Below are 24,099 nucleotides of genomic sequence, written 5' to 3'. Positions count from 1 at the left end.
ACGCGCGTTCAGCGGCCCGACGTGGCCATCACGTGGTTGTCGTGTCGTTCGTCGCCGAGCACGAACTGCGTCAGCCCCGTCACGGCGAGCCCTTGCTTTTCGTAGAACGCGCAGGCGCGCAGGTTCTTCACATTCACCGTGAGCCACAGGCCGTCGCTGCCCGTGCGTGCGTGGGCGGCGCTGCGGGCTTCGTGCAGCAGCATTGAACCGACGCCGCTGCGTTGGAAGGGTGACTGCACATAGAGCGTGCGCAGTTCGGTGTCACGGCCCGGCGCGAGCGGCTGTGCGGCGCCGAATTGCAGCAACGCGTAACCGACGAGATGGCCATCGACCTGCGCCACGCGCAACGCGACTTCGGCCGATTCCGACCATGCAGCAAACGCCGCGGGCGTGAAGGTCGACAGCACGTAGTGTCCGAGCAGGTCGTTCACGCCGTCGGTGGCGTAGGTGTCGAGCCACACCTGGATTGCGAGCGCGGCCAAGGTGTGAGCATCGGCTGCGGTAGCGGGACGAACGGTGACAAGCGGACGGGTCATGGTGCGGCGCATTCTGCGGCAACCGCGTCAGTCCGTCTGCAAGGCCGACCGGAAGCGGCTCGGCGGCGCGCCGGCCGACTTGCGCATCAACCGCCGCAGCGCCGTGGCGTCTTCGTAGCCGACCTGCGTCGCGACCTGGTCGATGGTCATGCGGCTGCTCTCGATGAGCATGCGGGCGCGGTTGAGCCGCACGCTCTGCACGAGCGCCAGCGCGCCCAGCCCGGTGGCGGCGCGCACGCGGCGGGCCAGCGTGCGCTGCGACATCGCGAACTCGTCGGCCAGCGCGGCCACGCTGGGCGGTGTGGGCAGCGCGGCTTCGATGCGTTGCGTGAGGCGCGAAATCAGCGCGTTGCCGTTGGACAGGATCGACGGCACGACGAACGGGGCCTGCGCCTGGCGGCCGTCTATCAACAGCACCTTGCTCACGGCCTCGGCCAACGCGGGGCCGAAGCGCGTGCGCAGCAGATGGAGCATGAGGTCGGACTGCGCGAAGGCCGCGCCCGCGGTGCTCACCGGCCCGTCGGCACACACCATGCGGTCGGCGTCGACATGGCAATCGGGCTCCAGACGGCGCAGCTCGGGCGCCAGCCACCACGAGGTCGTGACGCGGCGCGCCTGCAGCAGTCCAGCCGCTTGCAGCAGGAACACGGCCGAGCACGAGGCCGCAACAGCGCCGCCGCGTGCCGCATGGCGTCGCACCGCGTCGATGGCGGCACGGGCGTTGTCGTCGGTGAGGCGCAATGCAAGGTCGGCGGGCTTGTCGACCCCGAGGCCGGGCACGATCCACGTCGAGCCGTCGGTGCGCGCGCGGCGGGGCATGGCGAGGGTGTCGATCTGCAGCGCGTTGCTCAGCGGCACCATGCCGCCTTCGGGCGACACCACGCGCCAGGTGGGGCGGGGCATCTTGTGGCGCGGTGCGAGCGTGGCGGCTGCGGCGAGCACGTCGAGCGTGACGGCGGTGCTGGTGCCGAAGCTGCCCGGAAGGACGAGAACGGTGAAATCGTGCATGGCTGAAATAGCCTGATCAATGTCTAAACGGACACTGGCAGTCTAGCGCCGCACCGGGTGCAATGGCAGCCATCTCAACCTTCTGGATTTCGACCATGACGCAGCCCATGGACAGGACCGATCCGCTCGACGACTTCACGCGCCGCGAGATCACGCTCGCCAGCGCCACCAAGGCGGTCTACGTGGCCGGCGCCGGCCCGGCGGTGATCGTGATGACCGAGATGCCCGGCATCAGCCCGCACGCGGCGCGCTTCGCCCGCTGGGTGCGCGAGGCCGGCTTCACGGTCTACATGCCGTCGATGTTCGGTCGCGACGGCGCCGTGCCGGACGCGGAGGAGGGCAAGGCCGTGTTCCAGCGCGCCTGCGTGAGCGCCGAGTTCCGCGCCTTCGCGGGCAACGCCTCGAGCCCGGTGACGCAGTGGCTGCGCGCGTTGGCGCGCCTGGCGCATGCGGAGTGCGGCGGGCCGGGCGTGGGTGCGATCGGCATGTGCTTCACCGGCAACTTCGCGCTCACGATGATGCTGGAGCCCGCGGTGCTGGCGCCCGTGCTGTCGCAGCCGTCGCTGCCGCTGGACAACCCCGGCGGCATCGAGATTTCTCCGGAAGAGATCGCCCAGGTGCGGCAGCGCCTGGAGCGCGAAGACCTGACCGTGATGGCCTATCGCTTCGAGGGCGACCGCTTCTGCCGGGCCCAGCGTTTCGCGGCGTATGCAGACGCGCTGGGCGACCGTTTCGTGGCCCGCGTGCTGCCCGACAGCGCAGCCAACACGCGCGACCTGCCGTCGTTCTTTTCGCAGGTGGTGGAAAGCCCGCACAGCGTGGTGACGGCGCACCTGATCGACGAAGCCGGCCAGCCGACGATCGCGGCGCGCGACGAGATCCTTTCGTTCTTCGCGCGCCGGTTGCTGGGTGTGCCGGGTCAGGCCCGTGCGGAGGCGCCGTCGGCCGGCAGCTGACCGGCCTTTTGCGCACGGCGGTCGAGCGAACGGCTCCAGAGCGCAATCGCCAGGCCCACGAGCGTGAGCAGTGCAGCCACCCAGCCCAGGGCGTGCAGGCCCGGGCCGTGGTCGATCGTCACGCCGCCGACCCAGGCGCCGAGTGCATTGCCGAGGTTGAAGGCCGCGATGTTGAGGCTCGACGCGAGGTTCTGGCCCGCACCCGAAGCCTTCTCCAACACGCGCAGCTGCATCGGCGCCACGGTCGCGAACGAGGCCACGCCGAGCAGGCCGACGAACACCACGGCGGTGAACGGCGTGCCGATGGTGAACTGCATTGCGCCGAGCACCACGGCCAGCGCCACCAGCGTGCCGAGCACCGCGGCCATCGGTGCGCGGTCGGCCAGCTTGCCGCCGAGGATGTTGCCGACGGCCAGGCCGCCGCCGAACACCAGCAGGATCGGCGACACGGCCGACTCCGACAGGCCGGTGAGCTGCGTGAGCAGCGGCTGGATGTAGGTGAACACCACGAACACGCCGGCAAAGCCGAGCACCGTCATCGCCAGGCCGAGCAGCACCTGCGGGCGCGCCAGCACGGCGAGCTCCTCACGCAGCGGCGCGGGCTTGGCTTCGCCCTTCACGCGTGGCACGAACACGGCGAGCACGATGAGGGCCAGCACGCCGATCACCGTGACCGCCCAGAAGGCCGAGCGCCAGCCGAACTGCAGGCCGAGCCAGGCGCCGGCGGGCACGCCGAGCAGCGTGGCGGCGGTGAGGCCGGTGAACATGATCGCGATGGCCGAAGCGCGGCGCTCGGGCGCCACGAGGCCGGTAGCGACCACCGAGCCGACGCCGAAGAAGGTGCCGTGCGCCAGTGAGGTGATGACGCGCGCGGCCATCAGCATTTCGTAGTTGGGCGCGAGCGCACAGGCGAGGTTGCCGAGCGTGAAGATCGCCATCAGCGCGAGCAGCACGGTCTTGCGCGGCAGCTTGCGGGTGGCGATGGTGAGCACGGGCGCGCCGACCGCGACCCCGAGCGCGTAGCCCGAGATCAGCAGGCCAGCAGCCGTAATGGAGACCTGAAGGTCCGTCGATACCTGCATGAGCAGGCCCATGATGAGGAATTCGGTGGTGCCTATTCCGAAGGCACCAGCGGTGAGGGCAAGAAGAGCGATGGGCATGATGCCTGTACTGTGCGGACAATCGGACTCGATGACTAGAATGCCGCGAGTACATGCACTTGTGAATTCAAGTCACAACCGAAGGAGAGCCATGCCGCGCATCGACGTCAACCGCTCCGGTGAAATGGAGGCTTTCGTGCAGGTGGTGGAGGCGGGCGGTTTTTCGGCGGCGGCGCGGCTGCTGGACATGACGCCCTCCGCCGTCAGCAAGCTGGTGGCGCGGCTCGAGCTGCGCCTGGGCATCCAACTGGTGCACCGTTCCACGCGCAAGCTGCAGCTCACGCCCGAGGGGTTGCATTTTTATGAGCGCAGCACGCGCGTGCTGGCCGACATGGACGAGGCCGAGCGTTGTGCCGCGGCCGGGGCGGCGCCGCGCGGGCGCGTCAGCATCAACGCGAGCGTGTCCTTCGGCCATCACAAGCTGGTGCCGCTGGTGCCGCGTCTGCTCGAGATGCATCCGCAGATCACGCTCGACATTGCGCTGACCGACCGCATCGTCGATCTGATGGACGAGCGCGCCGACATCGCGATCCGCTGGGGCCAGCTGCCGTCGTCCGACCTGGTGGCGCGGCGCCTCGGCGAAACCAGCCAGTCCATCGTGGCGGCGCCGGACTACCTGGCGAAGTACGGCACGCCGCGCACGCCGCAGGAACTGGAGGCGCACAACCGGCTGGGCTGGAGCTACCGCCGCAACACGCCCGACTGGCCGTTGCGTGTCGACGGCCGCATGGTGATGCTGCCGGTGGCGGGGCCGGTGCGCGCGGGCGACGGCGAGACGCTGCGGCAGCTGGCGATTGCAGGGGCGGGCGTGGCGCGGTTGTCGCTGTATCACATCCAGCACGACATCGATGCCGGCCGGCTGGTGCCGTTGCTCGAAGAGTTCAACCCGGGCGAGATCGAGCCGATCCACGCGGTGTACATCGGCAAGGCTGGCACGCTGCCCGCGCGGGTGCGGGCGGTGCTCGATTTTCTGGTGGCGTGCTCGGGCGTGAGCGGTGGGCGTTACACGCTCAAGCGTACGGCGCCGATGCCGGGGAACTCTGCCGTCACCTGATCGCCGCGGCGGCAGGGCAACACGCCGACCCACGAGCCGGTGGTGACGACGGTGCCGGCGGGGACGGTCTGGCCGTGGCGCGTGAGGTGGCGCAGCCAGATCGGCAGCAGCCACGCCGGGTCGGCCAGCGGATGCGTGCCTTCGCGCACGACCGTTTCGGCGTCGCCGATCTTCGTTTCGCAGCGCTGCGAGGCCCAGTCGACGGCGGCGTACGGTTGCCAGTCGCCGAGCACGAGCGCGCCGTGTACCTGCGAGTCGGCCAGGCGCAGCAAGGCGGGTGTGGCGGCGAGGTCTTGCCAGCGGGCATCGACGATTTCGACGGAGACGGCCATGGCGTCGATGAGCGCGGCCGAGTTGTCGTGGTCGAGTGCTGCGGCTTGGGCGGGTGTGACGTCCTGGCCGAGCCTTAGTGCAATCTCTGCTTCGATGCCAGGGGTGTGGAATGTGAGGTCGCTGAAGTTGGCAGGGCTCTGGCGCACACCGTGCGGGGGCAGCGGAGCATGTGTGAGCGTGGCGCTGCGGGAGCCGCCGCCGGACTTCCAGGTCTTCGGAACACCGTCGAACCAGCCGAGGGCTGCGGCTACGGCGTCTTGCACTTCGTAAGCCTGCGTTGCGTCTGGCAGTGCGTCGGTCCAGGGCGTGGCGTCGAGCGTGCGGTTGGCCTGGCGTGCGGCGATGAGGGCTTCGGTGAGGGCTTTTTGGTCGGGCGTCATTCTTTGATCTTCTCAGTTTCTCTTGTGGTTCGTTCAGGGCGCGTGCCCAGGCCACCGGGTACTTCCCTCCGCGAATGTCCCCCGCTTCGCTCCTCCTTGATTTCGCTGCGGGAAGCACCCAGTGTCCTGAGCACGCCGGGCGCTGTCGTTGTGCTCGCCGATCAACCGGTGCTCTGAACACGCTCACGTCGATGCGGTGCCTTGCGCAGCGAAATCAAGGAGGAGCCGAAGGCGGGGGACATTCGCGGAGCAAGGTACCGCGTCGGCGGGAGCGTCGCCCTGAACAACAGCGCAAGAACTCAGGTCTCGACCTGCACCTTGCCGTCTTTCACGACCTTCGCCCACTTGGCGATCTCGGTGTTGATGAACTGCTTGAACTTGTCCTGCGAACCGCCGCCGTCTTCCGCGCCGTAGGTGTCAAGCCGCTCCTGCACGTCGGGCATCGCGAGCACGGTGTTGACGTCGCGGTTCACCTTCTGCGCGATGGCCGGTGGCAGCTTGCCGGGGCCGGCGAGGCCGTACCAGGTGGTCGCTTCGAAGCCGGCAAAGCCCTGCTCCTGCATCGTCGGCACGTTCGGATGGCCCTTGGCGCGCTTGGTGCGCGTCTGCGCCACGGCGAGCACGCGGCCGTTCTTCACGTGCGGGGTGGCGGCGGTCATGGTCTCGAAGCTGAACTGGATCTGTCCGCCCATCAGGTCGGCAAGCAGCGGGCCGCTGCCTTTGTACGGCACGTGCAGCGCATCGACGCCGCCCTGCAGCTTGAACATCTCCAGCGCCAGGTGCTGTGCCGAGCCCGGGCCGGCCGAGCCGAAGCTCACGGTGCCGGGGGCGGCCTTGCAGGCGGCGACGATGTCTTTCACGCTGAGGGCCTTCTGCGTGGGGTTGGCGATGAGCAGGTTGGGCGTGACGCCCACGAGCACGATCGGCACGAAGTCGCGCTCGACGTTGTAGCGCAGCTTGGGCTGCAGGCTGGGCGCGAGCGCGTGGCTGTTGATGTGGGCCATGAGCAGGGTGCTGCCGTCGCTGGGCTGCTGCGCCACGTAGTCGGCCGCGAGCACGCCGGCGACGCCGCCCTTGTTCTCGACGATGACCTGCTGGCCCCACATGATCGTGAGCTTCTGCGCGACCACGCGTGCCAGCGCGTCGGTGCCGCCGCCCGGTGGAAAGCCCACCACGATGCGCACCGGGCCGGTGGGCCACTCCTGCGCGAACAGCCGGGGCACGCCCAGCGTGGCGGCCGCACCGGCGGCGGCCTGGATCAGGGAACGTCTTTGCATCTTCGTTGTCTCCGTCGGTTGGGGAATCCGATGCGTGCCGGGAGCCGCTTGCGCAGGCCCGGCAGGGTTGGGGGGCCGCCGCATCGTTCGAGCGATGCGCTGCGGCCGGTGTGGGTTGGCGGGCGCCCGGTTCAGGCTGCTTTTTGCAGGCCGACCGGAGCGGCCTGGTGGCTCGCGAAATAGTCCATCGCCGCCTGCACGCCGCTGCCCGCCAACTTGATGCCGCTGAGCTTCATGCCCATCTCGACACCCGCGACCATCGCCACGAGCGTCAGGTCGTTGCTGTCGCCCAGGTGGCCCATGCGGAACATGCGGCCCTTGAGCTTGCCCAGGCCCGTGCCCAGCGAGAGGTCGAAGCGCTGGTGGATCAGGCGGCGCACGGCGTCGGCATCGACGCCTTCGGGCGTGATCACGCCGGTGAGCACGGGCGAGTACACGGCCGGGTCGGCGCACTGGATCGGCAGGCCCCAGGCGTTGACCGCGGCGCGCACGCCGGCAGCCCAGCGCTGGTGGCGCGCGAACACGTGGTCCAGGCCTTCGCCGAGGATCATGTCGAGCGATTCAGACAGGCCGTAGAGCAGGTTGGTGTTCGGCGTGTAGGGCCAGTAGCCGTCCTTGTTCATCTCGACGATCTCGTCCCAGGCCCAGAAGGCCTTGGGCAGCTTGGCGGTCTTCGAGACTTCGAGCGCGCGCGGCGAGAGCGCGTTGAAGCTGATGCCGGGCGGCAGCATGAGGCCCTTTTGCGAGCCGCTCACGCAGACGTCGACACCCCATTCGTCATGGCGGTAGTCCGCACTGGCCAGCCCCGAGATGCTGTCGACCAACAGCAGCGCGGGGTGGCCCGCCGCATCGATGGCCTTGCGCACCGAAGCGATGTCGGAGGTGACGCCGGTGGAGGTTTCGTTGTGCACCACGCACACGGCCTTGATCTTCTTCTCGGTGTCCTTGCGCAGGCGCGCCTCGATGAGCTCGGCCTGCACGCCGCGGCGCCAGCTGGGCGCGTTGGGCAGGTGGGCGTCGGTGCCGGTGTAGGCCAGGAACTCGGTCGACAGGCCCAGGCGCGTGGCCATCTTCTGCCAGAGCGACGCGAAGTGGCCGGTCTCGTACATGAGCACGTGGTCGCCGGGGCTGAGCGTGTTGGCGAGTGCGGCTTCCCATGCACCGGTGCCCGAGGCGGGATAGATCGCGACCGGGTGCTTCGTCTTGAAGATCTCCTTGATGCCGCCGAGCACCTTCAAGCCGAGCGTGCCGAACTCGGGCCCGCGGTGGTCGATGGTGGGCAGGCTCATGGCCCGCAGGATGCGGTCGGGCACCGGGCTGGGGCCGGGAATCTGGAGGAAGTGACGGCCGGTGGGATGGATGTCGAGTTGCAGCATGGGCTCTCCTTTTGCAGCTAGTTTTGCATTCAAAATGCATTTAAGTACGCTGGTTTACACCTATCAACCTGTGTTGTGGCGGCTATTTTTTGCATTCAAAATGCAAGCAAGGGAACATCACATGACCGCTGAAATCATCGAAATCTCCAGGCTGGCCTTGCATGACCAGGTCGCGTCGCGCCTGCGCACCATGCTGGTCGAAGGGCGCATTGCGCCGGGCGCCAAGCTCAACGAACGCGAACTGTGCCTGCAGCTGAACGTGTCGCGCACGCCGCTGCGCGAGGCCATCAAATTGCTGGCGGCCGAAGGGCTGGTCGACCTGCTGCCCAACCGCGGCGCGGTGGCGGTGAAGCTCACCGAGGCCGACGTGCTCAACACCTTCGAGGTGCTGGCGATGCTCGAGGGCATGTCGGGCGAGCTGGCGGCCAAGCGCATCACCGACGAAGAACTGGCCGAGGTGCGCGCGCTGCACTACGAAATGATGGCCTGCTTCGCGCGCCGCGACCTGTCGGGCTACTACCGCCTGAATGCGCGCATCCACACGGCCATCAACGACGCGGCGGCGAATCCGGTGCTGTCGAATACGTACCGCTCGATCAACGCCCGCGTGCAGTCGCTGCGCTTTCGCACCAACCAGGACGAGACCAAGTGGCAGCACGCGGTCGAGGAGCACGAGCAGATGGTGCAGGCGCTGGCCGCGCGCGACGCGCAGGCCATGCGCAAGGTGCTCACGGCGCACGTGCTGCGCAAGCGCGACACCGTGCTGGAGCTGCTGCGCGCCGGCCAGATCTATCCCGCTGCCAAGAGCAAGAGCAAGACCACGAGCAACAACGCGAGCTAAGCACCCACCATGCGCATCGATCCCGCCAGCCACATGCAGCCAGCCGGAACCGTTCTTCCGCCCAATGACACCTGCGAACTGCTGGCACGCCGGCTGCGCACCGACACGCAGGGCGAGGTGCTGTTCGACGACGGCTCGCGCGGGCGCTACGCCACCGACGCGTCGATCTACCAGATCATGCCGGTCGGCGCCTTCGTGCCGACGAACGAACGCGACATCGCCACCGCCATCGACATCGCACGCGACCTGAAGGTGCCGGTGCTCGCGCGCGGCGGCGGCACCAGCCAGTGCGGCCAGACCACGGGCGCGGCGCTGGTGATCGACAACAGCAAGCACTTCCGCAAGGTGCTCGATGTGAACGTGGAAGAGGGCACCGCAACGGTCGAGCCGGGCCTGGTGCTCGATCACCTGAACGCGCAGCTCAAGCCGCACGGGCTCTGGTACCCGGTCGACGTGTCGACCAGCGCGCAGGCCACGCTGGGCGGCATGGCGGGCAACAACTCCTGCGGCTCGCGGTCCATCGCCTACGGCAACATGGTGCACAACGTGCTGGGCGCGAGCGCGTGGCTGTCGAGTGGCGAGCTGGTCGAGTTCGGTCCGGTCGGCACGCTCGGCGCGCGCGCGGCCGGCATTGCGCAGTTCGTGCACGGGCTGGCGCAGGAGCATCGCGACGCCATGGCGCAACACTGGCCCAAGGTGATGCGCCGCGTGGCGGGCTACAACCTCGACATCTTCGACAACCAGAGCGAGCGGCCCTACACCGCCGACAGCAGCGTGAACCTTGCGCACCTGCTGATCGGCGCCGAAGGCACGCTGGCCTACACGCGCAGCCTGAAGCTCAAGCTCGCGCCGCTGCCGCGCGCCAAGGTGCTGGGCATCGTGAACTTCCCGACCTTCCATGCGGCCATGGATGCGGCGCAGCACATCGTGAAGCTCGGGCCGACGGCGGTGGAGCTGGTCGACCGCACGATGATCGAACTGAGCCTGGCCAATCCGGCGTTCAAGCCGACGGTGGAGACGGCGCTGATCGGCAAGCCCGCCGCCATCCTGCTCGTCGAGTTCTCGGGCGCCGACAAGGCCGCGCTGCTGCCGCAACTGAAGCAGCTGGTCGAACTGATGGGCGACCTCGGCCTGCCCGGCAGCGTGGTCGAGATGGCCGACGACGCGCGGCAGAAGAACCTGTGGGAGGTGCGCAAGGCCGGCCTCAACATCATGATGAGCCTCAAGGGCGACGGCAAACCCGTGAGCTTCATCGAAGACTGCGCCGTGCCGCTCGAGCACCTGGCCGAATACACCGACGGGCTGACCGAGGTGTTCGCGAAGTACGGCAGCCGCGGCACCTGGTACGCGCACGCCTCGGTCGGCACGCTGCATGTGCGGCCGATTCTCGACATGCGCGCCGACGGCGGCGCCAAGATGCGCGCCATTGCCGAAGAGGCCAGCGCGCTGGTGCGCAAGTACAAGGGCGCGTTCAGCGGCGAGCACGGCGACGGGCTGTGCCGCGGCGAATGGATCGAATGGCAGTTCGGGCCGGCGATCAACGAGGCCTTTCGCGCGATCAAGCAGCAGCTCGACCCCATCGGGCTGTTCAACCCCGGCAAGATCATCGACCCGCCGCGCATGGATGACGGCGCGCTGTTCCGCTTTGCGCCACCCACGGCGCCCAAGCCCTACCGCCGCATCGAACTGAAGCCGGTGCTCGACTGGTCGGGCTGGAACGTCAACGCCGACCCCGTGACCGAGCTGACCACCGCGCCCGGCACCGGCGGCGACAGCACCGGCGGCCTCGCGAAGGCTGTCGAGATGTGCAACAACAACGGCCACTGCCGCAAGTTCGACGCCGGCACCATGTGCCCGAGCTACCGCGTGACGCGCGACGAGCAGCACCTGACGCGCGGCCGCGCCAACACGCTGCGCCTGGCGCTGTCGGGCCAGCTCGGCGCCGATGCCTTCACCAGCGAAGCCATGCACGAGACCATGGACCTGTGCGTCGGCTGCAAGGGTTGCAAGCGCGACTGCCCGACGGGTGTCGACATGGCGAAGATGAAGGTCGAGTTTCTCGACCACTACAAGAAGCGCCACGGCCACACGCTGAAAGACAAGCTGGTCGCCTACATGCCCGACTACGCGCACCGCGCCAGCCGCATGCCGTGGCTGCTGAACCTGCGCAACCGCGTGCCGGGTGCGGCGTGGCTGGGCGAGAAGATGCTGGGCTTTTCAGCCAAGCGCTCGCTGCCCGAATGGCGCACCGACACCTTCTGGCGCGGCAAGGACACGGTGGCCGCCGGCTTGTTTTCCGATCAGGCCTCGGTGCTGGCTGCTGCAGCGCGCGGCGAGAAGGTCGCCGTGCTGTTCGTCGACACCTTCAACGGCACTTTCGAAAGCGAGAACGTCTTTGCAGCCGCACGCGTGCTGCACGCCGCAGGCTATGCGCTGCACACGGTGGAGAAGGGCGGCGGGCACCACTGCTGCGGCCGGACCTTCCTGGCCAGCGGCATGGTGGACGAGGCCAAGGTGCGCGCCGGAGCGCTGATCGACGCGCTGCTGCCGCTGGCACAGGCAGGCGTTCCCATCGTCGGGCTCGAGCCCTCGTGCCTGCTCACGCTGCGCGACGAAACGCTGGTGATGGGCTTCGGCGACAAGGCGCAAGTCGTCGCGAAGCAGGCGCTGCTGTTCGAGGAGTTCATCGCCCGCGAACGCAAGGCCGGCCGCTTCGAACTCGCGCTGAAGCCGGCCACCGCGCCCATCCTGCTGCACGGCCACTGCCACCAGAAGGCCTTCGGCGCGGTGACTCCGATCATGGAAGTGCTGAAGCTGATTCCGGGCGCCGAGCCCGAGCTGATCGAGAGCTCATGCTGCGGCATGGCCGGCAGCTTCGGCTACGAGGCGAGCCACTTCGAGGTGTCGATGCAGATGGCCGAGGCGAGCCTGCTGCCCGCCATTCGCGCCAGGCCCGATGCGATCGTGGTGGCGGACGGCACGAGCTGCCGGCACCAGATCGAAGATGGGGCGCAGCGCGAGGCGGTGCATGTGGCGGTGCTGTTGGCGCGGCACATGGTGCTCTGAGGCCGCTGAGGCTTTCTTCTTCGGAACTCAAAAGGGTGGAGAGACCACCTGGCGCCAGCTGCGGCGCCAGGTTCGCGAATCCGAGCAGCCATCGCCGGCTTTCTGCGTGCCGCCCACGCCGGTCAGGAAGCCGGTTTCGTTGGTGCAACTGGTCCTGGGCTTGCCGTCCGGATGGCCCTCGTTGGGCTGGCCGACCATGTTGCGCGAGTTCACGTTGCCGCGCGTGAAGCCGCCGCCGGAGATCGAGACCACCGAGTACGCGTCGAAGCTGCCGTTGCCATCGACATCGAAGGAGTTCTTGTTCTTGCCGGTGAGCGCGTCCAGCACGTAGATGATGTTGGGCAGGCTGCCCGTGGCCGTGCAGGACTCGATGCCCTGCGCCTTGTCCTCCGGCAGGAAGGACGAGACGATCACGCTGCTGCCCAGGTTGGCCAGGTCGCCGACCACGCGCTCGCCGTTGAGCATGGCGCCGGGGTGGGTGATGGTGCCGAGGTTCAGCAGCCATCCCTTCTTGGTATTCCAGTCGACGGCGCTCGAGCTGAGCTGATAGAAGTTCTTCCCGCCTTCGAGGCCGGCACCCAGCTTGGCCAGGGGGGTGATGGTTTGTGCGACGAGATTCGAGGTCGTGAACGGGACGGCGCCGGTCTTGTCGTCGCCCCCGATCGGTGTCTGGTCCCAGATGCCGTACAGGGCCTGCTTCGTGGCCGGCATCAGCAGATCGTCTTCGTCCAGCAGGATGCCTGTGCCGATCACCACGATGGCGCCGCACGACGAGGTGGCGCTGTAGGTGCAGGTGCTGCCGTCGCCAGGGTGGACCTGCCATGCCGGGGCGGCGTAGATGGGCTGCGCCTTGCCGCCCGATGTGGTGAACAGCCGCCTTGGCACACTCGTCGTCAGCTTGGCGCTTCGCAGATCGAAACGCCACAGATTGCCATTGGCGTCGCCGGCGTACGCCGCCACGATGCGGCGGGTGGTGTCTCGCACTGCGACCACGCCGCCCAGGCCGCGGTTGCCGCCCGTGGCGCCGCTGCCGAACGCCGAGGGAAGTTCAACAAAGGCCTTCCTTTTTCCGGTGAGCGCCTCCACCACATACAGCCCGACCTTCTTGGTTTCCGGGTAGTGACCGTTGCCCGTCAACATGACCCAGGTGCCGTCGTCGAGTTGGCCCGCGGCAGGGTTGTTGGTGATGTGGGCCAGACCGAGGTAGTCGTTGTGCTTGTTGTTCACTTCCCAGAGAAAGTGGTTCTGCGTAGGCGTTCGGTTGGCGGTGTCCAAAGGCGACTCCAGGCCGTATATGAAGGGGCCCGCGCGCCCCCCTGTTCCGAGCACCAGTTGGCGCCATGTGTTCTTTCCAGCGACCGGGGTATCGCCAGCTTTGTCGTACACATCCTGCTCGACCAGCGGACCGTCGAGCGTGTAACGGAAACGGAAGTTCGGGTTGGCCAGATCGATCTGCGCGGCCATGGCGCCCTTGGGCATGAAGGCGGCCAGCTCGGTGCCGCCTGCCTCGTTCCTGGCGGCGTTCAGCACATGGACCTTGCCGTTGTTGGTGGCGGCAAAGATGGTGGGCGCTTGCGTGGTCTTGAGCGCCTTGTAGGCCACGTAGCTGTCCTTGCCATCGACCGAACTGAGCGCTGCGCCATAGCCCATGTCGAAACGTCCGCCCACGAACACCGGCGGCGAGTTGACGGAGGCGCCGATGGGCTGCTTGCGCAGCCGGTAAACCGTGCCGTCGATAGCTTTCTGCGGGTCCTGTCCCAGCATGTAGCGGACAAAGCTCTCATCGCTGGCTTGCTGCTTGTCGGCATTCAGCAGGGCCTGCAAGTCGGTGGGCAGATTGCTCAGCTTCGTGCCGTGGGTGAGCGAAGTGCGCAGGGCCGTGGCAGGCGTGTTGGGGTCGTAGTTCGACAACGCGAAGATCGTTCGCTTGTCGACGGTCGGCATCCTGGCATTGGCGGACCAGGCTGGCTTCGGCTTGCCTGCCTCGATCGTCCTGTAGCCGCCATTGGCATCCAGCTCGAAGGCCTTGATGTCGCCGCTGTTGTCCGCTGTCTGGTACTCGGTCGTGTACTTGTACTGGCCTTCCAGCGTCTGGAACTCGTTGCTGTTGCCTGACACCGCCACGCCCGCGTCGTTGCCGGAACCGACCATGCTGCTCAAGGCGTTGTCGAGCGCGCGGCGCACGTCGTCGCCCGAGTACACGCTGTAGGCACGGCCGCCGCCGGTGAAGCCTGCACGGATGAAGTCGTCGACGCGCCGGGCGGTGTCCGCATCCGTGGTGCCCGTATTCAGATTGCCGGTTGCCCACTGCGGCGGCGTCACCGGGTTGCCGGCGAGCCAGTCGTTGTTGTACTTTTCGATCTGGCCCCAATTCAATCCAGTGCTCTTGCCCTCTCCGGACGGCGTCAGGCCCCAGCCAATGGTGAACGTGGTCATGTTCTGCCAGAACGTGGGGTTGTGCTGGCCTTCCATTGTGGGAACGTTGTTGGCCAGGGCACCGGAAAAATCCGTGTGCCAGAAGTAGCGGGCCGTCAGGTCGGCGAAGCCGTTGCTGCTGCTGCCACCGATGTAGGGGATATAGAGATTCCTGGCGCGCAGTTTTTGGGCCAGATCCGCACTGTCGTAGCCGATGGCGCCTTTCGGGTCGTACTGAAACTTCGTCGCGTTTCCGGAGGGCGTGCCGTCATAGTTGATGCTTCCCGCGGTGGCTGCGTAGCGCGTGTCGATCTCTTGGGCAGTGCCCGCGTTCCAGGCGCCATCGGACAGCACGATGGCGTAGGCACGCCTGCAACTCAGTTCGCCGCTCGTCAGGTCGTTGGGATCGTTTTTCCAGGGACTGCTCAGTGGGGCCGAGGTGATGGACGTCGTTACGTTGCCGGCATAGTAGTTGGCGGCGAGCACAAGGGCGTTGTGGCTCGGTGTTCCTCCTCCCGGGTTGATGCCGTAGATCCATTCGTAGAAATTGGTTTTCCATTTCCTCCCGGTGGCGCCCGCTTCGTCCCTGAAGTAATTGACGCCACTCACGATGCTCGACGCCTTGCTTCCGCCGTTGTTGTATTGCGTGTAGCCCACCCTGAACTTGTTGTCGTAGCTTTGCATCGCCAAGCCCAGCGCGCTACTGACCGCAAGCGCGCGAGAGCGGTACCACTCGTACCAGTTCGCGATGTTCTGGCGCTCCAGCGCTGCAGTGCACTCGGTGGTACTCCCGCAGTCCGTTCGTTTGTGCCCCGCGGGCAGTGGAACGGTGCCTGTGTCGGACGACTGAATGATGCGGACAGTCCTGTTGGCCTCAATGGAGCAGATGTCGCTTTTGCACAGGACGTAGGTGAATTTCTTTGCGCCTGCGGTCCATCCGGTTTCGTGCTGAGGCTTGGAATTATTTGACGATTGGTTGTCCACGAAAGTGGTCGAATTGATTTGCTTGCTGCGGTCTGCGTTGACCCTGGCAGCGTAGGTGATGGCCGGGTTGTAGTACTGGGTGTTGACGCTGCTGGATCGCATGGCATACCAGCCGTACCTGGTCCCGCAATTCCATCCACTTTTTGGGCAGTTGTCGTCGACCGCATACCCGTCCTGAGCTTCGAAGTCCATCGATCCCGAGTTGTCCAGCACAAACATCAGGTTGGGCTTGGCGCCCGGCACGGCGTTGTAGAGCGGGGTCTGGCTCGGTGTGGTGGCGGCGAGCGCGCCGCCGAGGGGCAGGAGCACCGCACCCAGAGCCGCAGCGAGGCCGGCAAACGCCCGTCCCATGCGCGAGGCTGTGGCAGAGGCGGGAACAAGAATGTGGCGCGTGGTGGTCATGCGATCTTCCCTGGCGTTCGGAGGAGGAGGAGCTTCGTGCGGGTAGGGCATGCGTGGTTCACCGCCAGCAATCTTTGGCCCCAAGGCCCGTGGCCTGGTTTGTGACGCCCTTGGCCCCCAGGCTGTTCAAGGTCTGCGTGCCGCACCTATCGCCGCTCATGCTTCCGGTGCCTGTGGCCTTGAGGGTGTAGGAGGGCGGGTTGTCGCGCGCGACCACGGAGAAGGTGTAGTTGGCGGCGGCGCCCGATCGGGGCGACTGGCGCAACGCGGCGGGCAGCATGCTGTCGGTGCCGATCTTCTGTTCGGCTTCGACGGCGATCTTTCCTGCGACGGCGGTGTAGCGGTCGTTGGCTGAGTAGTAGCGCTGCATGTACTGGGCGGCTTCCATCAGGAGGCCCTGGGCCTCGGCGCGCTTGGAGCGGCGCACGTGTTCCTGGTAGTTCGGCAGCGCAATCGCCGCCAGGATGGCGACGATCGCGACGACGACCATGACTTCGATCAGCGTGAAGCCGTGGTCGGCGCGAGGGGAAACGGAAGGTGGGTGTGTCATGGCGAGGAGGGGGGCATAAGGTCATTTGTCGCGTGTCAGCACGGACTGCAGCCATGCTTCGGCGCCCTGCGTGGCTTTCCCGGTCGTGCCGTCGAAACTGGCGTTGTTGGCGAAGCCCCGCGCGGTGATCAGGTATCCGGTCAGCTGGGGCGTCGAGGTCGTCGCAATCTTCTGGACGAGGCAGCGCGGTTGAATCTCCAGCTGCACGGCGTCGACCTGGGTGCCGGTGGACTTCTTGTTGATGTAGTCCTTCGGAACGAGGATCGCGCTGTTGCCGACCCAGCTGCTGCTGTCGCGCCATGCCGCGCCCACATCGAACTCCGAGCCGATGGTGGTCGCAATGATCCGGGCGCGCATGCCGGTGGTGCCGTACTCGGTGTAGTCCTTGCCGTCGCCGTCAAACATGGCCACCTGCTCGCAAAAACGCAGCGCCGTCTCAGCCGCCTCGCGGGCGACTTCGGCCGAACGGATGCCGTTGATGCTGCGTTCGCTCTGCGTGGCATTGCGAATAGCGAAGGTGCCGACCAGCGAAAGAATCACGACCAGGATCAACGTGACGACCAGCACCACGCCGCGTTCGTTCGTGCCGGTGTTGCGGCGCACAGGAGGGGGCGGCTTCGTGTTCATGGGGTGATCATTCGGTTGCGCAGCAGCACCGTGGTGGTGAAGGTCCTGCGCAGGTAGCCATCGGTGCCGGTGTGGTCGGTGTTGTCGCATCGCTTGTAGGCAAAGCCGCCGGCAGGCACGTCGCGCACGGGCCGGTCGCTGCGCATCTGCAGGCACATGCGCACGCTCAGCACGCGGCCCCAGCGGTCTTCGGCGAGGTCGGCAAGGACGCCGCTGCTGACCTGGGCATCGACACCCGCGGCATCCAGGTACTTGACGATCTGATGCCGCTGCGGGTCGTAGGTGGCCGCGAGTTCGATGCTGGGCCGGTTGGCGACGCCATACAGGATCCGCATGCTCTCGACGTTGGCCAGCAGCGGCTGGGAGGTGCCGATCGCGTTGACGGCATCGCGCTTCTCCATGCCGCGGCAAGACAGCATGGGGGCTGTGCTCGCATCGGTCACCAGATAGCGGTTGTCGGCGAGTGCGTAGCTGCCCGGCGGGGTCGTGCCGGGTGCCGGCGTGGGAGGCGGGCTCACCTGCGACGCCGTGAGCGCGTTGATGCCGTTGCCCAGGCAGTTCGTCGCCAGCTTGGCATCGGTGCCCGTGGGCATGGTGTTGTCGGTGGTGGCTTCGTAACGGATGGCGATGGCGTCGCTGCCTTTGCCCGTGCACGAGAGCTTGTCGAAGGCGGCTGCGGCGTCGGTGAATGCGCCGTCGCAGCCGCGCACCGCAGATCCGGCGAAATTGCCCATCACTGTGGCGCCGCTGCCCGGGATGAGCTGCTGCGAATAGCCGGCCTGCTTGAGCTGCTGCTGGATCAGGTTGAGCGCAAGGATGCCGTCCTCGTTCAACTGCGTCTCGGCCTGCGACAGCTGGCTGCTGCGGCTGGAGGTCGAGAACGTGGACAGGGCGGCTGCCAGGATCACCAGTCCGATCGTCAGCGAGATCATCAGCTCGATGAGCGTGAAGCCGCGGGCCGGGTTGCGCATGCGCGAGGGAACAGCAAAGGCGGCACTCATAGCGTGATCCGGAAGTACATGCAGTTCACCTCTTCCGGGGCCGAGATGTTGGCGCCGGCTACGGGGCAGGTCTGGCGCTGCCCGAAGCCCGTGTCTTCGGCGATGGCGCTCCAGATCAGCCAGATGTTCAGCACGCGCGTGGCCGGCAGGCCGTTCACGCCGGAGGGCGCATCGACCAGTTCCGTGGTCACGTAGGCCGTGCCGCCCGGCAGCCTGTTCTCGACATTGGTGAGCCACTGCGCCAGATCGTAGGTGGCAATGGCCGCCCCGCAGGTGTTGACCGGTTTGTCGGGAACGGAGGTGTCGATCTTGCAGGCGACGGGCAGCGTGGTGGGGTCGGTGGATGCCGCCTCTCGCACACTGGCGTTGTAGGCCTTGGTGTGGGCGTAGCCGGCAAAGCCCGCGAGGTTGGCGCGGGCGCGCTCCGCGTAGTCGTTCACGAGGCTCAGTCCGGTGGCGCGCATGCGCGAGAACTGGTTGTACTTGAGGGCCGCCGACGTGAGCCCCGCCATGCCGAACAGGGCGATGGCCAGCACCACGATGGCCACCAGTACCTCGATCAGCGTGGCGCCGCGTTGTGTGGGGTGCTTCATTCGTCGTTGCCCGAGCAATCGACGCCATCCGCTGCATGGCGGATTCGCCCCGGCTTGCTGATGCACAGAGTCCTGCGCGCCCACGGGGTGGTGACGAGCGTGTCGAAGCCGGGGGCCTCGACGGCGACGCTGTTGCTTCCCGAGCTCACCAGGCCGTTGGGCAGGAAGACGAAGTCTGCGGCTTTGCCCAGCGTGATCTTCGCGATGCCGGGCAGTGCGCTCTGTCGCAGCAGCAGCTCGTCGCCCGCCGATTCCGAATAGGCGGAGGCCGCGTCGCGGTCGTTGTTGACGAAGACGATCCAGCCAACCGCGAAATCCCTGGCGCCTGCACCGGTTTCGCAGCCGACCGTGGTTCCCGCGCGCAATTGGCAGACGATGACGGGGCGCGCACGCGCGATGGCTTCGGTGCGTGCGGTGCGCAGCGAGCCTGTCAGCGCATTCACCGTATTGGACAGCCGCCACTGCACGATGAAGCGCGTCATCGACGGAGCCGCCAGCCCGAGCAGGATCGCCAGGATCGCGAGCGTGACCATCAGCTCGATGGCCGTCAGTCCCCGCTGGTTGCGCAGCCTCGTCGGCCGCGAAGAATCGCGTCGCCTCATGTGCATTTCCTCCCTGTCGTTCTGGAATGTCAGCCGACAACTTCTGGGCGCGAGACTAGTGGCCGATGCACATGTCCGACAACGGCTTGCCGACGTTCGGTCCGTTCGAAACGATGAGCGGAAAGGCCTCGAAGCGCCGAATCAAAGTCCGGTATTTCGGGGTGTTTGGCCGGTACTTTTCCTCTTCTGCGGAAGAGGGTTTCAAGCGCTTGTTCGCGCCTCGTTTTTCAACCTTCAATCACAATGCTTCGATGACTGCCGCATCCCTTGTCGAACCCGGCTTTGCCTTGTTCCCGACCGCCATCGGCGTCTGTGCGCTGGCGTGGGGTCCGCAAGGGCTCGTCGGCGTGCAACTGCCTGAAGAGCGGGGCGAAGCCGCGACGCGTGCGCGCATGCGCCGGCGCTTTCCTGACTTGGAGGAAGCCCCACCGTCGCAGCATGCGCAGCACGCCATCGCGGGCGTGCAGGCGCTGCTCGAAGGCGCGACCGACGACCTGTGCGATATCGCGCTCGACATGCGCGGCGTGTCCGAATTCCATCAGCGCGTCTATGCGATCGCGCGGCGCATTCCGCCGGGGCAGACGCGCACCTACGGAGAGGTGGCCGAAGAACTGGGTGACAAGGGCCTCTCGCGCGCGGTCGGCCAGGCCATGGGCCACAACCCCTTCGCGCCCGTCGTGCCGTGCCATCGCGTGCTGGCTGCGGGCAACAAGCCGGGCGGCTTCTCGGCGGGCGGCGGCGCGTTGACCAAGCTGCGCATGCTCGACATCGAAGGCGCCACGCCGAGCGGAACGCGCTCGCTGTTCTGAGCGGCAAGGCTCAGGCTGCCGGCACGGGCAGGCGGTGCAACCCCGCAATGCGTGAGCCAAAGATGATCGCGGCCTGCAGCACAAAACCCGCGAGCGCCAGCAGCAGGCAGGCGGGCTCGCCCCACATCGCACCGGCTACGCCGCCGAGCGCCGCACCCACGGGGCGCGCGCCTGCATTCACCGTCAGGAACACCGCCGATACCCGGCCCAGCATCGCCGAGGCCGTCACGCTCTGGCGCAGCGTGGTCGAGGCGATAACCCAGACCATCGGCCCCGCGCCGAACAGGAAGAACGAAAGCGCGGCCAGCGACGCGCTCGGCACGAGGAGCGTGGCCGCCATCGTCGCGGCTGCGGCGACCGCCACCGCCGGCCCGACCTGGATCGCGCGCCCGAAGGGCAGCCGCGCTGTCACGCGCGAAGTCAGCAGCGCGCCGACGACCATGCCCGCGCCGTACATCGCGAGCGTGAAGCCGACGGCCTGCGCGCCGAGGCCGAGCACGCGCACGGCATAAGGCACATAGCCCGCCTGCAGCACGAACCACGAGATGTTGAAGACCGCACCGGTCATCAGCATGGGCCGCAGGAACGCGTGCTGCCAGACGAAGCGCGCGCCGTCGTGTACGTCGCGCAGCGGATGGCGTGACGGGGCCGCGGGGCGGGGCGCTTCGTTCAGGCGCAGCAAGAGGCCCACGGCCGCCACCGACAGCACCGCCGCCAGCACGAAGGCCGACGAGGCGCCGGCCGATGCGACGAGCGCGCCCGCGAGCGCAGGCCCGGCCGTGAAGGCGGCACTGCGTGCCAGTTCCAGTCGACCGTTGGCGAGCGCCAGCGCGTCGCGCGGCACAAGGGCTGGCACCAGCGCGGGCGCCGCGACGCTGAAGCCCACGGTGCCGACCGCGCCGAGAAACCCGAGCACAGCCAGCCCGCCGATGCCGAGCGTCGACGACAGCACCATGCCGAGCAAGGCCAGCAGCGACACGGCACGCAGCCCCTCGGCCCACACCATCAACCGTCGGCGCGACATGCGGTCCGCGAGCAGCCCCATCGGCAGCGAGACCAGCAGGAAGGGCAGCGTCTGCACCGCCGCAAGAAACCCGATCTCGCCGGGCCCGGCACCGAGCGCGAGCACGGCCACCAGCGGCACGGCCGCGAGGCTCAGTTGTTCGGCGGACTGCGCCGCGAGGTTGGCCCACGCGAGGTGGGAGAAGGAGCGGGGAAGGGGCGAGGGCATGTGGCGGAACACGAAAGCAAAGACTGCATCGTGCGTTCCGCACCCCTCTGTCGCTGGCCGTTTACGGACGCGGAAGCGTCAGCCCGAGTTCATCTGCTCGAACCACCCGGCAACGCACACCGCTTCGGGTGCCGCGTCAGGCGCGAGGCCGTAGTAGTAACGCTCCAGCGTCATCCGCAACGCAGGCAACGGCGACTGCAGTCGCCCCGACGCCAGGTCATGCGCCACCAGCGAGGTCGGCGCCAGCGCAATGCCCAGCCCGTCGACCGCGGCCTGCAGCACGAAGTGCAGGTGATCGAACTGCAGCTGCCCGGCCGGCCGCGCGCGCGGTGCGCCGACCTGCTTCTTCCAGCCGTCCCAATCGTCCTTGCGCGTGCGCGCCGACAGCAGCACATGCGAGGCGAGGGCGCGCAGGTCGGGCAGCGGCTGCGTCTTGAACAGCGCGGGCGCACCGACCACCAGCACCTCGTCTTCGAGGAAGGGCCGCACCTTGATCGACGACGGCCAGCCCTCGAGGCCGCGGCGCACGGCGATGTCGAAGCTGTCGGCCGCCTGCTCGGGCATGACGGTGCTGGTGACGACCTGCGGCTCGATGTCGGGATGCCGTTCCACGAACGACGGCAGACGGGGAATCAGCCAGCGCACGGCGAACGACGGCCGCACGTTGATGCGCACCGCACGCGCCGGCCCCTGCAGCTGCAGCGCACGCGCCGCCGCATGGATCTGCGCGAGCGCGGGTTCGGTCTCCGCAAAGAACTGCTGGCCCTCGGGCGTCAGCGTGACCTGCCGGATGCGGCGCTCGAACAGCGCCACGCCCAGGCAGGCTTCGAGGCTCTTGATCTGTCGGCTCACCGCGCTGTGCGTCACATGCAACTCGACCGCGGCGCGCGTGAAGCTCAGGTGGCGGGCCGCCGCCACGAAGGCACGCACGGCATGAAGGGGCGGTTCGCGAAGCGGCATGCGTGCGATTTTCTCACGCATGCCGCGCGGGAATGTCGGTTGTCGGCGGGTGGCGCGAGCGGGCACGATACGGGCTCGATGTCCGCCGCACCACCGCCTTCCCCCACGGTTCCCGCCCGATCCACCGACCTGGATTCCCGCCACGCCGCCATGGCGCTCGGCCTGTCGCTGCCGGCCGATGTGGTGCTGTACCTGCTGCTGCCCATGTACGCGTCGCAGTTCGGCGTTTCGCTGGCCGAGGTCGGTCTGCTGCTCGCGGCCAACCGGCTGGTGCGCATCGCGGGCTACGGCTGGGTGGCGCGTTTCTATGCGCGCCATGGCGACCGGGCGAGCTGCACGCTGGCTGTGGTCGCTGCCGCGTGCTGCGGGCTGGGCTACGCCACGCTCTCGGGTTTCTGGGCGCTGCTGCCGTTGCGGTTGACCTGGGGCCTGTGCTTTGCGGCGCTCAATCTGTCGACGCAGGCCCTGGCCACGGCCGACCCGATCGGCGCCGCGCGGCGCAGCGGGCGGTCGCGCGCCTTCATCGCGACCGGGCCGGTGTTGGCGTTGCCGCTCGGCGCGCTGCTGGCGTACACGGTCGGGCCGCGCGCGATCTTCGGCGTGCTGGCGGTGGTGTCATTGCTCGCGCTGCTCGTCACGCGGCGGCTGCCGTCGAAGCCGCATCACAGTGCGACATCGACGGTCGCGACGCGGCGCTTCTCGCGGCCGAATGCGCTGGACGGCTGGTCCTTCATGGAAGGGCTGGCGCTCGACGGCCTCTTCATCGTCGGCCTCTCATACCTCGGCAAGGACCTGCTGCCCGGTGGCGCGGTGATCGTGGCCGGCGTGCTGATGGCGCTGCGCTACCTCGCGGAAATCTTTCTCGGGCCGGTGGGCGGGCGCATGGCGGAGCATTTCGGCGCCGAGCGCCTGCTCGTGACCCTGTCGCTGGTGACGTCGCTCGCGCTCGTGGGCTTCGGCCTGGGCTGGCTGTGGAGCTGTGCGGCGCTGATCGTGGTGCTGCGCGCGCTGCAGCTGCCGCTCTTGCCGCCCATCGTGGCGCGTCGCACGCCCGGGCCGGAGCGCGTGCGGGCGCTCGCGGCCCGCGCAATCTGGCGCGACATCGGCGCGGGTGCCGGGCCGTTGCTGGCCGGCGTGCTGCTGCCCATTGCTTCGGCGCCGTGGATCTACGGCACCGCCGCGCTGCTGCTGGCGGTTGCGGCACTCGCGTGCGTGCGGCGCGCCTCGGCACCAAACCCGATTCAGGAGAACATCGCCCCATGACCACCATCATCGACACCGTTGCGCAACTCGAAGCCCTGTTCGGCCAGCCCGGCGAGGCCTCGCTCAAGAAAGAGGTGCCATACCTGCACCCGAGCTATCAGGCGCTGATTGCCGCATCACCGTTCGCGGTGCTCGCGACCCTCGGCCCCGGCGGGCTCGATGCCTCGCCACGCGGCGACGCCCCGGGCTTCGTCGCGGTGCAGGACGAGAGGACCTTGCTGCTGCCCGAACGGCGCGGCAACAACCGCATCGACAGCCTGCGCAACATCGTGACCGACCCGCGCGTGGCCTTGCTGTTCCTGATCCCGGGCGTGGGCGAAACGCTGCGCGTGAACGGACGCGCACGCATCACCGCAGCGCCCGAATTGCTGGCGCGCTTCGCGGTGGAAGGGCGCATGCCGCAGTGCGTGATCGAGATCAGCGTCGAGACCGTGTTCTTCCAGTGCGCCCGCGCCATCCAGCGTTCGAAGCTCTGGGCGCCGGTGCCGGAAGACGAACCGCGCACGGTGCCGACGCCGGGCGCCATCCTTTCCGCGCTGACCGATGCGGCCTTCGACGGCGTCACGTACGACCGCGAACTGCCCGCGCGGCAGCGATCAACGCTGTACTGAACACGGCGCCGTACCGCCCGGTAGAACGAATGCACTAGCGGCGAAAGCCGCCGACCCCACGCCT

Annotated in this window: 21 protein-coding genes; 7 read left to right on the top strand and 14 right to left on the bottom strand. The window is 67.8% G+C overall.

What is annotated here, in order from left to right:
• Positions 1–8 precede the first annotated feature (8 nt).
• Entirely contained in the window at positions 9–536 is a 528-nt protein-coding gene (locus RZE79_RS15220) for a GNAT family N-acetyltransferase (protein ID WP_319355266.1), read from the bottom strand.
• A 27-nt stretch (positions 537–563) separates the two neighbouring features.
• Positions 564–1,544, bottom strand: coding sequence for a helix-turn-helix domain-containing protein (locus tag RZE79_RS15215; protein ID WP_319355265.1), 981 nt, complete (start codon positions 1,542–1,544; stop codon positions 564–566).
• 95 nt (positions 1,545–1,639) lie between these two features.
• On the opposite strand from RZE79_RS15215, the gene RZE79_RS15210 reads away from it, so the two are divergent.
• On the top strand, positions 1,640–2,500 hold the full coding sequence (locus tag RZE79_RS15210; RefSeq protein ID WP_319355264.1) for a dienelactone hydrolase family protein: 861 nt from the start codon (positions 1,640–1,642) through the stop codon (positions 2,498–2,500).
• On the opposite strand, the gene RZE79_RS15205 is transcribed toward RZE79_RS15210, so the two are convergent.
• Positions 2,464–3,660 carry an MFS transporter gene (locus RZE79_RS15205; protein WP_319355263.1) on the bottom strand — a complete coding sequence of 399 codons (1,197 nt, stop codon included), beginning with the start codon at positions 3,658–3,660 and terminating at the stop codon, positions 2,464–2,466. The genes RZE79_RS15210 and RZE79_RS15205 overlap by 37 nt on opposite strands.
• 91 nt (positions 3,661–3,751) lie before the next feature.
• Between RZE79_RS15205 and RZE79_RS15200 the strand changes: the two genes are divergently transcribed.
• The gene (locus RZE79_RS15200) at positions 3,752–4,714 is read left to right on the top strand and encodes a LysR substrate-binding domain-containing protein (RefSeq protein WP_319355262.1); all 963 of its coding nucleotides are present in this window, start codon (positions 3,752–3,754) and stop codon (positions 4,712–4,714) included.
• Here RZE79_RS15200 and RZE79_RS15195 read toward each other — a convergent pair.
• From RZE79_RS15195 to RZE79_RS15185, 3 genes are all read right to left on the bottom strand, one after another.
• Positions 4,663–5,427 carry a fumarylacetoacetate hydrolase family protein gene (locus RZE79_RS15195; protein ID WP_319355261.1) on the bottom strand — a complete coding sequence of 255 codons (765 nt, stop codon included), beginning with the start codon at positions 5,425–5,427 and terminating at the stop codon, positions 4,663–4,665. The two genes, RZE79_RS15200 and RZE79_RS15195, sit on opposite strands and share 52 nt — an antisense overlap.
• A 299-nt stretch (positions 5,428–5,726) precedes the next feature.
• Positions 5,727–6,704 carry a tripartite tricarboxylate transporter substrate binding protein gene (locus RZE79_RS15190; protein WP_153284281.1) on the bottom strand — a complete coding sequence of 326 codons (978 nt, stop codon included), beginning with the start codon at positions 6,702–6,704 and terminating at the stop codon, positions 5,727–5,729.
• Positions 6,705–6,835: 131 nt separating this feature from the next.
• Positions 6,836–8,080 (bottom strand): aminotransferase class V-fold PLP-dependent enzyme, encoded by a 1,245-nt coding sequence (locus tag RZE79_RS15185; protein ID WP_319355260.1) that lies wholly within the window; start codon positions 8,078–8,080, stop codon positions 6,836–6,838.
• Between the two features lie 121 nt (positions 8,081–8,201).
• Between RZE79_RS15185 and RZE79_RS15180 the strand changes: the two genes are divergently transcribed.
• Together RZE79_RS15180 and RZE79_RS15175 are read left to right on the top strand one after the other, a co-directional pair.
• Positions 8,202–8,921: a GntR family transcriptional regulator gene (locus RZE79_RS15180; RefSeq protein ID WP_319355259.1), complete on the top strand. Its 720-nt coding sequence runs from the start codon at positions 8,202–8,204 to the stop codon at positions 8,919–8,921.
• A 9-nt stretch (positions 8,922–8,930) separates the two neighbouring features.
• On the top strand, positions 8,931–11,987 hold the full coding sequence (locus tag RZE79_RS15175; RefSeq protein ID WP_319355258.1) for an FAD-linked oxidase C-terminal domain-containing protein: 3,057 nt from the start codon (positions 8,931–8,933) through the stop codon (positions 11,985–11,987).
• A gap of 27 nt (positions 11,988–12,014) precedes the next feature.
• On the opposite strand, the gene RZE79_RS15170 is transcribed toward RZE79_RS15175, so the two are convergent.
• The 6 genes from RZE79_RS15170 to RZE79_RS15145 are packed head-to-tail and all read right to left on the bottom strand — an operon-like array spanning position 12,015 to position 19,161.
• The gene (locus RZE79_RS15170) at positions 12,015–15,788 is read right to left on the bottom strand and encodes a PilC/PilY family type IV pilus protein (RefSeq protein ID WP_319355257.1); all 3,774 of its coding nucleotides are present in this window, start codon (positions 15,786–15,788) and stop codon (positions 12,015–12,017) included.
• A gap of 58 nt (positions 15,789–15,846) precedes the next feature.
• A complete protein-coding gene (locus tag RZE79_RS15165; protein ID WP_319355256.1) occupies positions 15,847–16,338 on the bottom strand; it encodes a type IV pilin protein in 492 nt (163 codons plus the stop codon).
• Between the two features lie 21 nt (positions 16,339–16,359).
• Positions 16,360–16,965 carry a PilX N-terminal domain-containing pilus assembly protein gene (locus RZE79_RS15160; protein WP_319355255.1) on the bottom strand — a complete coding sequence of 202 codons (606 nt, stop codon included), beginning with the start codon at positions 16,963–16,965 and terminating at the stop codon, positions 16,360–16,362.
• Positions 16,962–17,966, bottom strand: coding sequence for a PilW family protein (locus RZE79_RS15155; RefSeq protein ID WP_319361053.1), 1,005 nt, complete (start codon positions 17,964–17,966; stop codon positions 16,962–16,964). Before RZE79_RS15155 ends, RZE79_RS15160 begins: the two co-directional genes overlap by 4 nt.
• Positions 17,963–18,559: a type IV pilus modification protein PilV gene (gene pilV, locus RZE79_RS15150; protein ID WP_319361052.1), complete on the bottom strand. Its 597-nt coding sequence runs from the start codon at positions 18,557–18,559 to the stop codon at positions 17,963–17,965. The genes RZE79_RS15155 and pilV overlap by 4 nt, the downstream gene beginning before the upstream one ends.
• Positions 18,556–19,161: a GspH/FimT family pseudopilin gene (locus RZE79_RS15145; RefSeq protein ID WP_319361051.1), complete on the bottom strand. Its 606-nt coding sequence runs from the start codon at positions 19,159–19,161 to the stop codon at positions 18,556–18,558. Before RZE79_RS15145 ends, pilV begins: the two co-directional genes overlap by 4 nt.
• A 251-nt stretch (positions 19,162–19,412) precedes the next feature.
• On the opposite strand from RZE79_RS15145, the gene RZE79_RS15140 reads away from it, so the two are divergent.
• On the top strand, positions 19,413–19,970 hold the full coding sequence (locus RZE79_RS15140) for a methylated-DNA--[protein]-cysteine S-methyltransferase (protein WP_319361196.1): 558 nt from the start codon (positions 19,413–19,415) through the stop codon (positions 19,968–19,970).
• Positions 19,971–19,980: 10 nt separating this feature from the next.
• Here RZE79_RS15140 and RZE79_RS15135 read toward each other — a convergent pair whose 3' ends face one another.
• Both RZE79_RS15135 and RZE79_RS15130 read right to left on the bottom strand, forming a co-directional pair.
• Positions 19,981–21,201: an MFS transporter gene (locus RZE79_RS15135; RefSeq protein ID WP_319361050.1), complete on the bottom strand. Its 1,221-nt coding sequence runs from the start codon at positions 21,199–21,201 to the stop codon at positions 19,981–19,983.
• A 78-nt stretch (positions 21,202–21,279) separates the two neighbouring features.
• A complete protein-coding gene (locus RZE79_RS15130; RefSeq protein ID WP_319361048.1) occupies positions 21,280–22,161 on the bottom strand; it encodes a LysR substrate-binding domain-containing protein in 882 nt (293 codons plus the stop codon).
• A gap of 78 nt (positions 22,162–22,239) precedes the next feature.
• Here RZE79_RS15130 and RZE79_RS15125 point away from each other — a divergent pair, with 78 nt between their 5' ends.
• Positions 22,240–23,424 (top strand): MFS transporter, encoded by a 1,185-nt coding sequence (locus RZE79_RS15125; protein WP_319361046.1) that lies wholly within the window; start codon positions 22,240–22,242, stop codon positions 23,422–23,424.
• Positions 23,421–24,035 carry a pyridoxamine 5'-phosphate oxidase family protein gene (locus RZE79_RS15120; protein ID WP_319361045.1) on the top strand — a complete coding sequence of 205 codons (615 nt, stop codon included), beginning with the start codon at positions 23,421–23,423 and terminating at the stop codon, positions 24,033–24,035. Before RZE79_RS15125 ends, RZE79_RS15120 begins: the two co-directional genes overlap by 4 nt.
• Positions 24,036–24,099 lie beyond the last annotated feature (64 nt).

This window comes from Variovorax sp. EBFNA2 (assembly GCF_033802765.1).
In the GTDB taxonomy this organism is placed as follows: domain Bacteria; phylum Pseudomonadota; class Gammaproteobacteria; order Burkholderiales; family Burkholderiaceae_C; genus Variovorax; species Variovorax paradoxus_H.
This window is presented reverse-complemented; position numbering and strand designations above follow the sequence as displayed.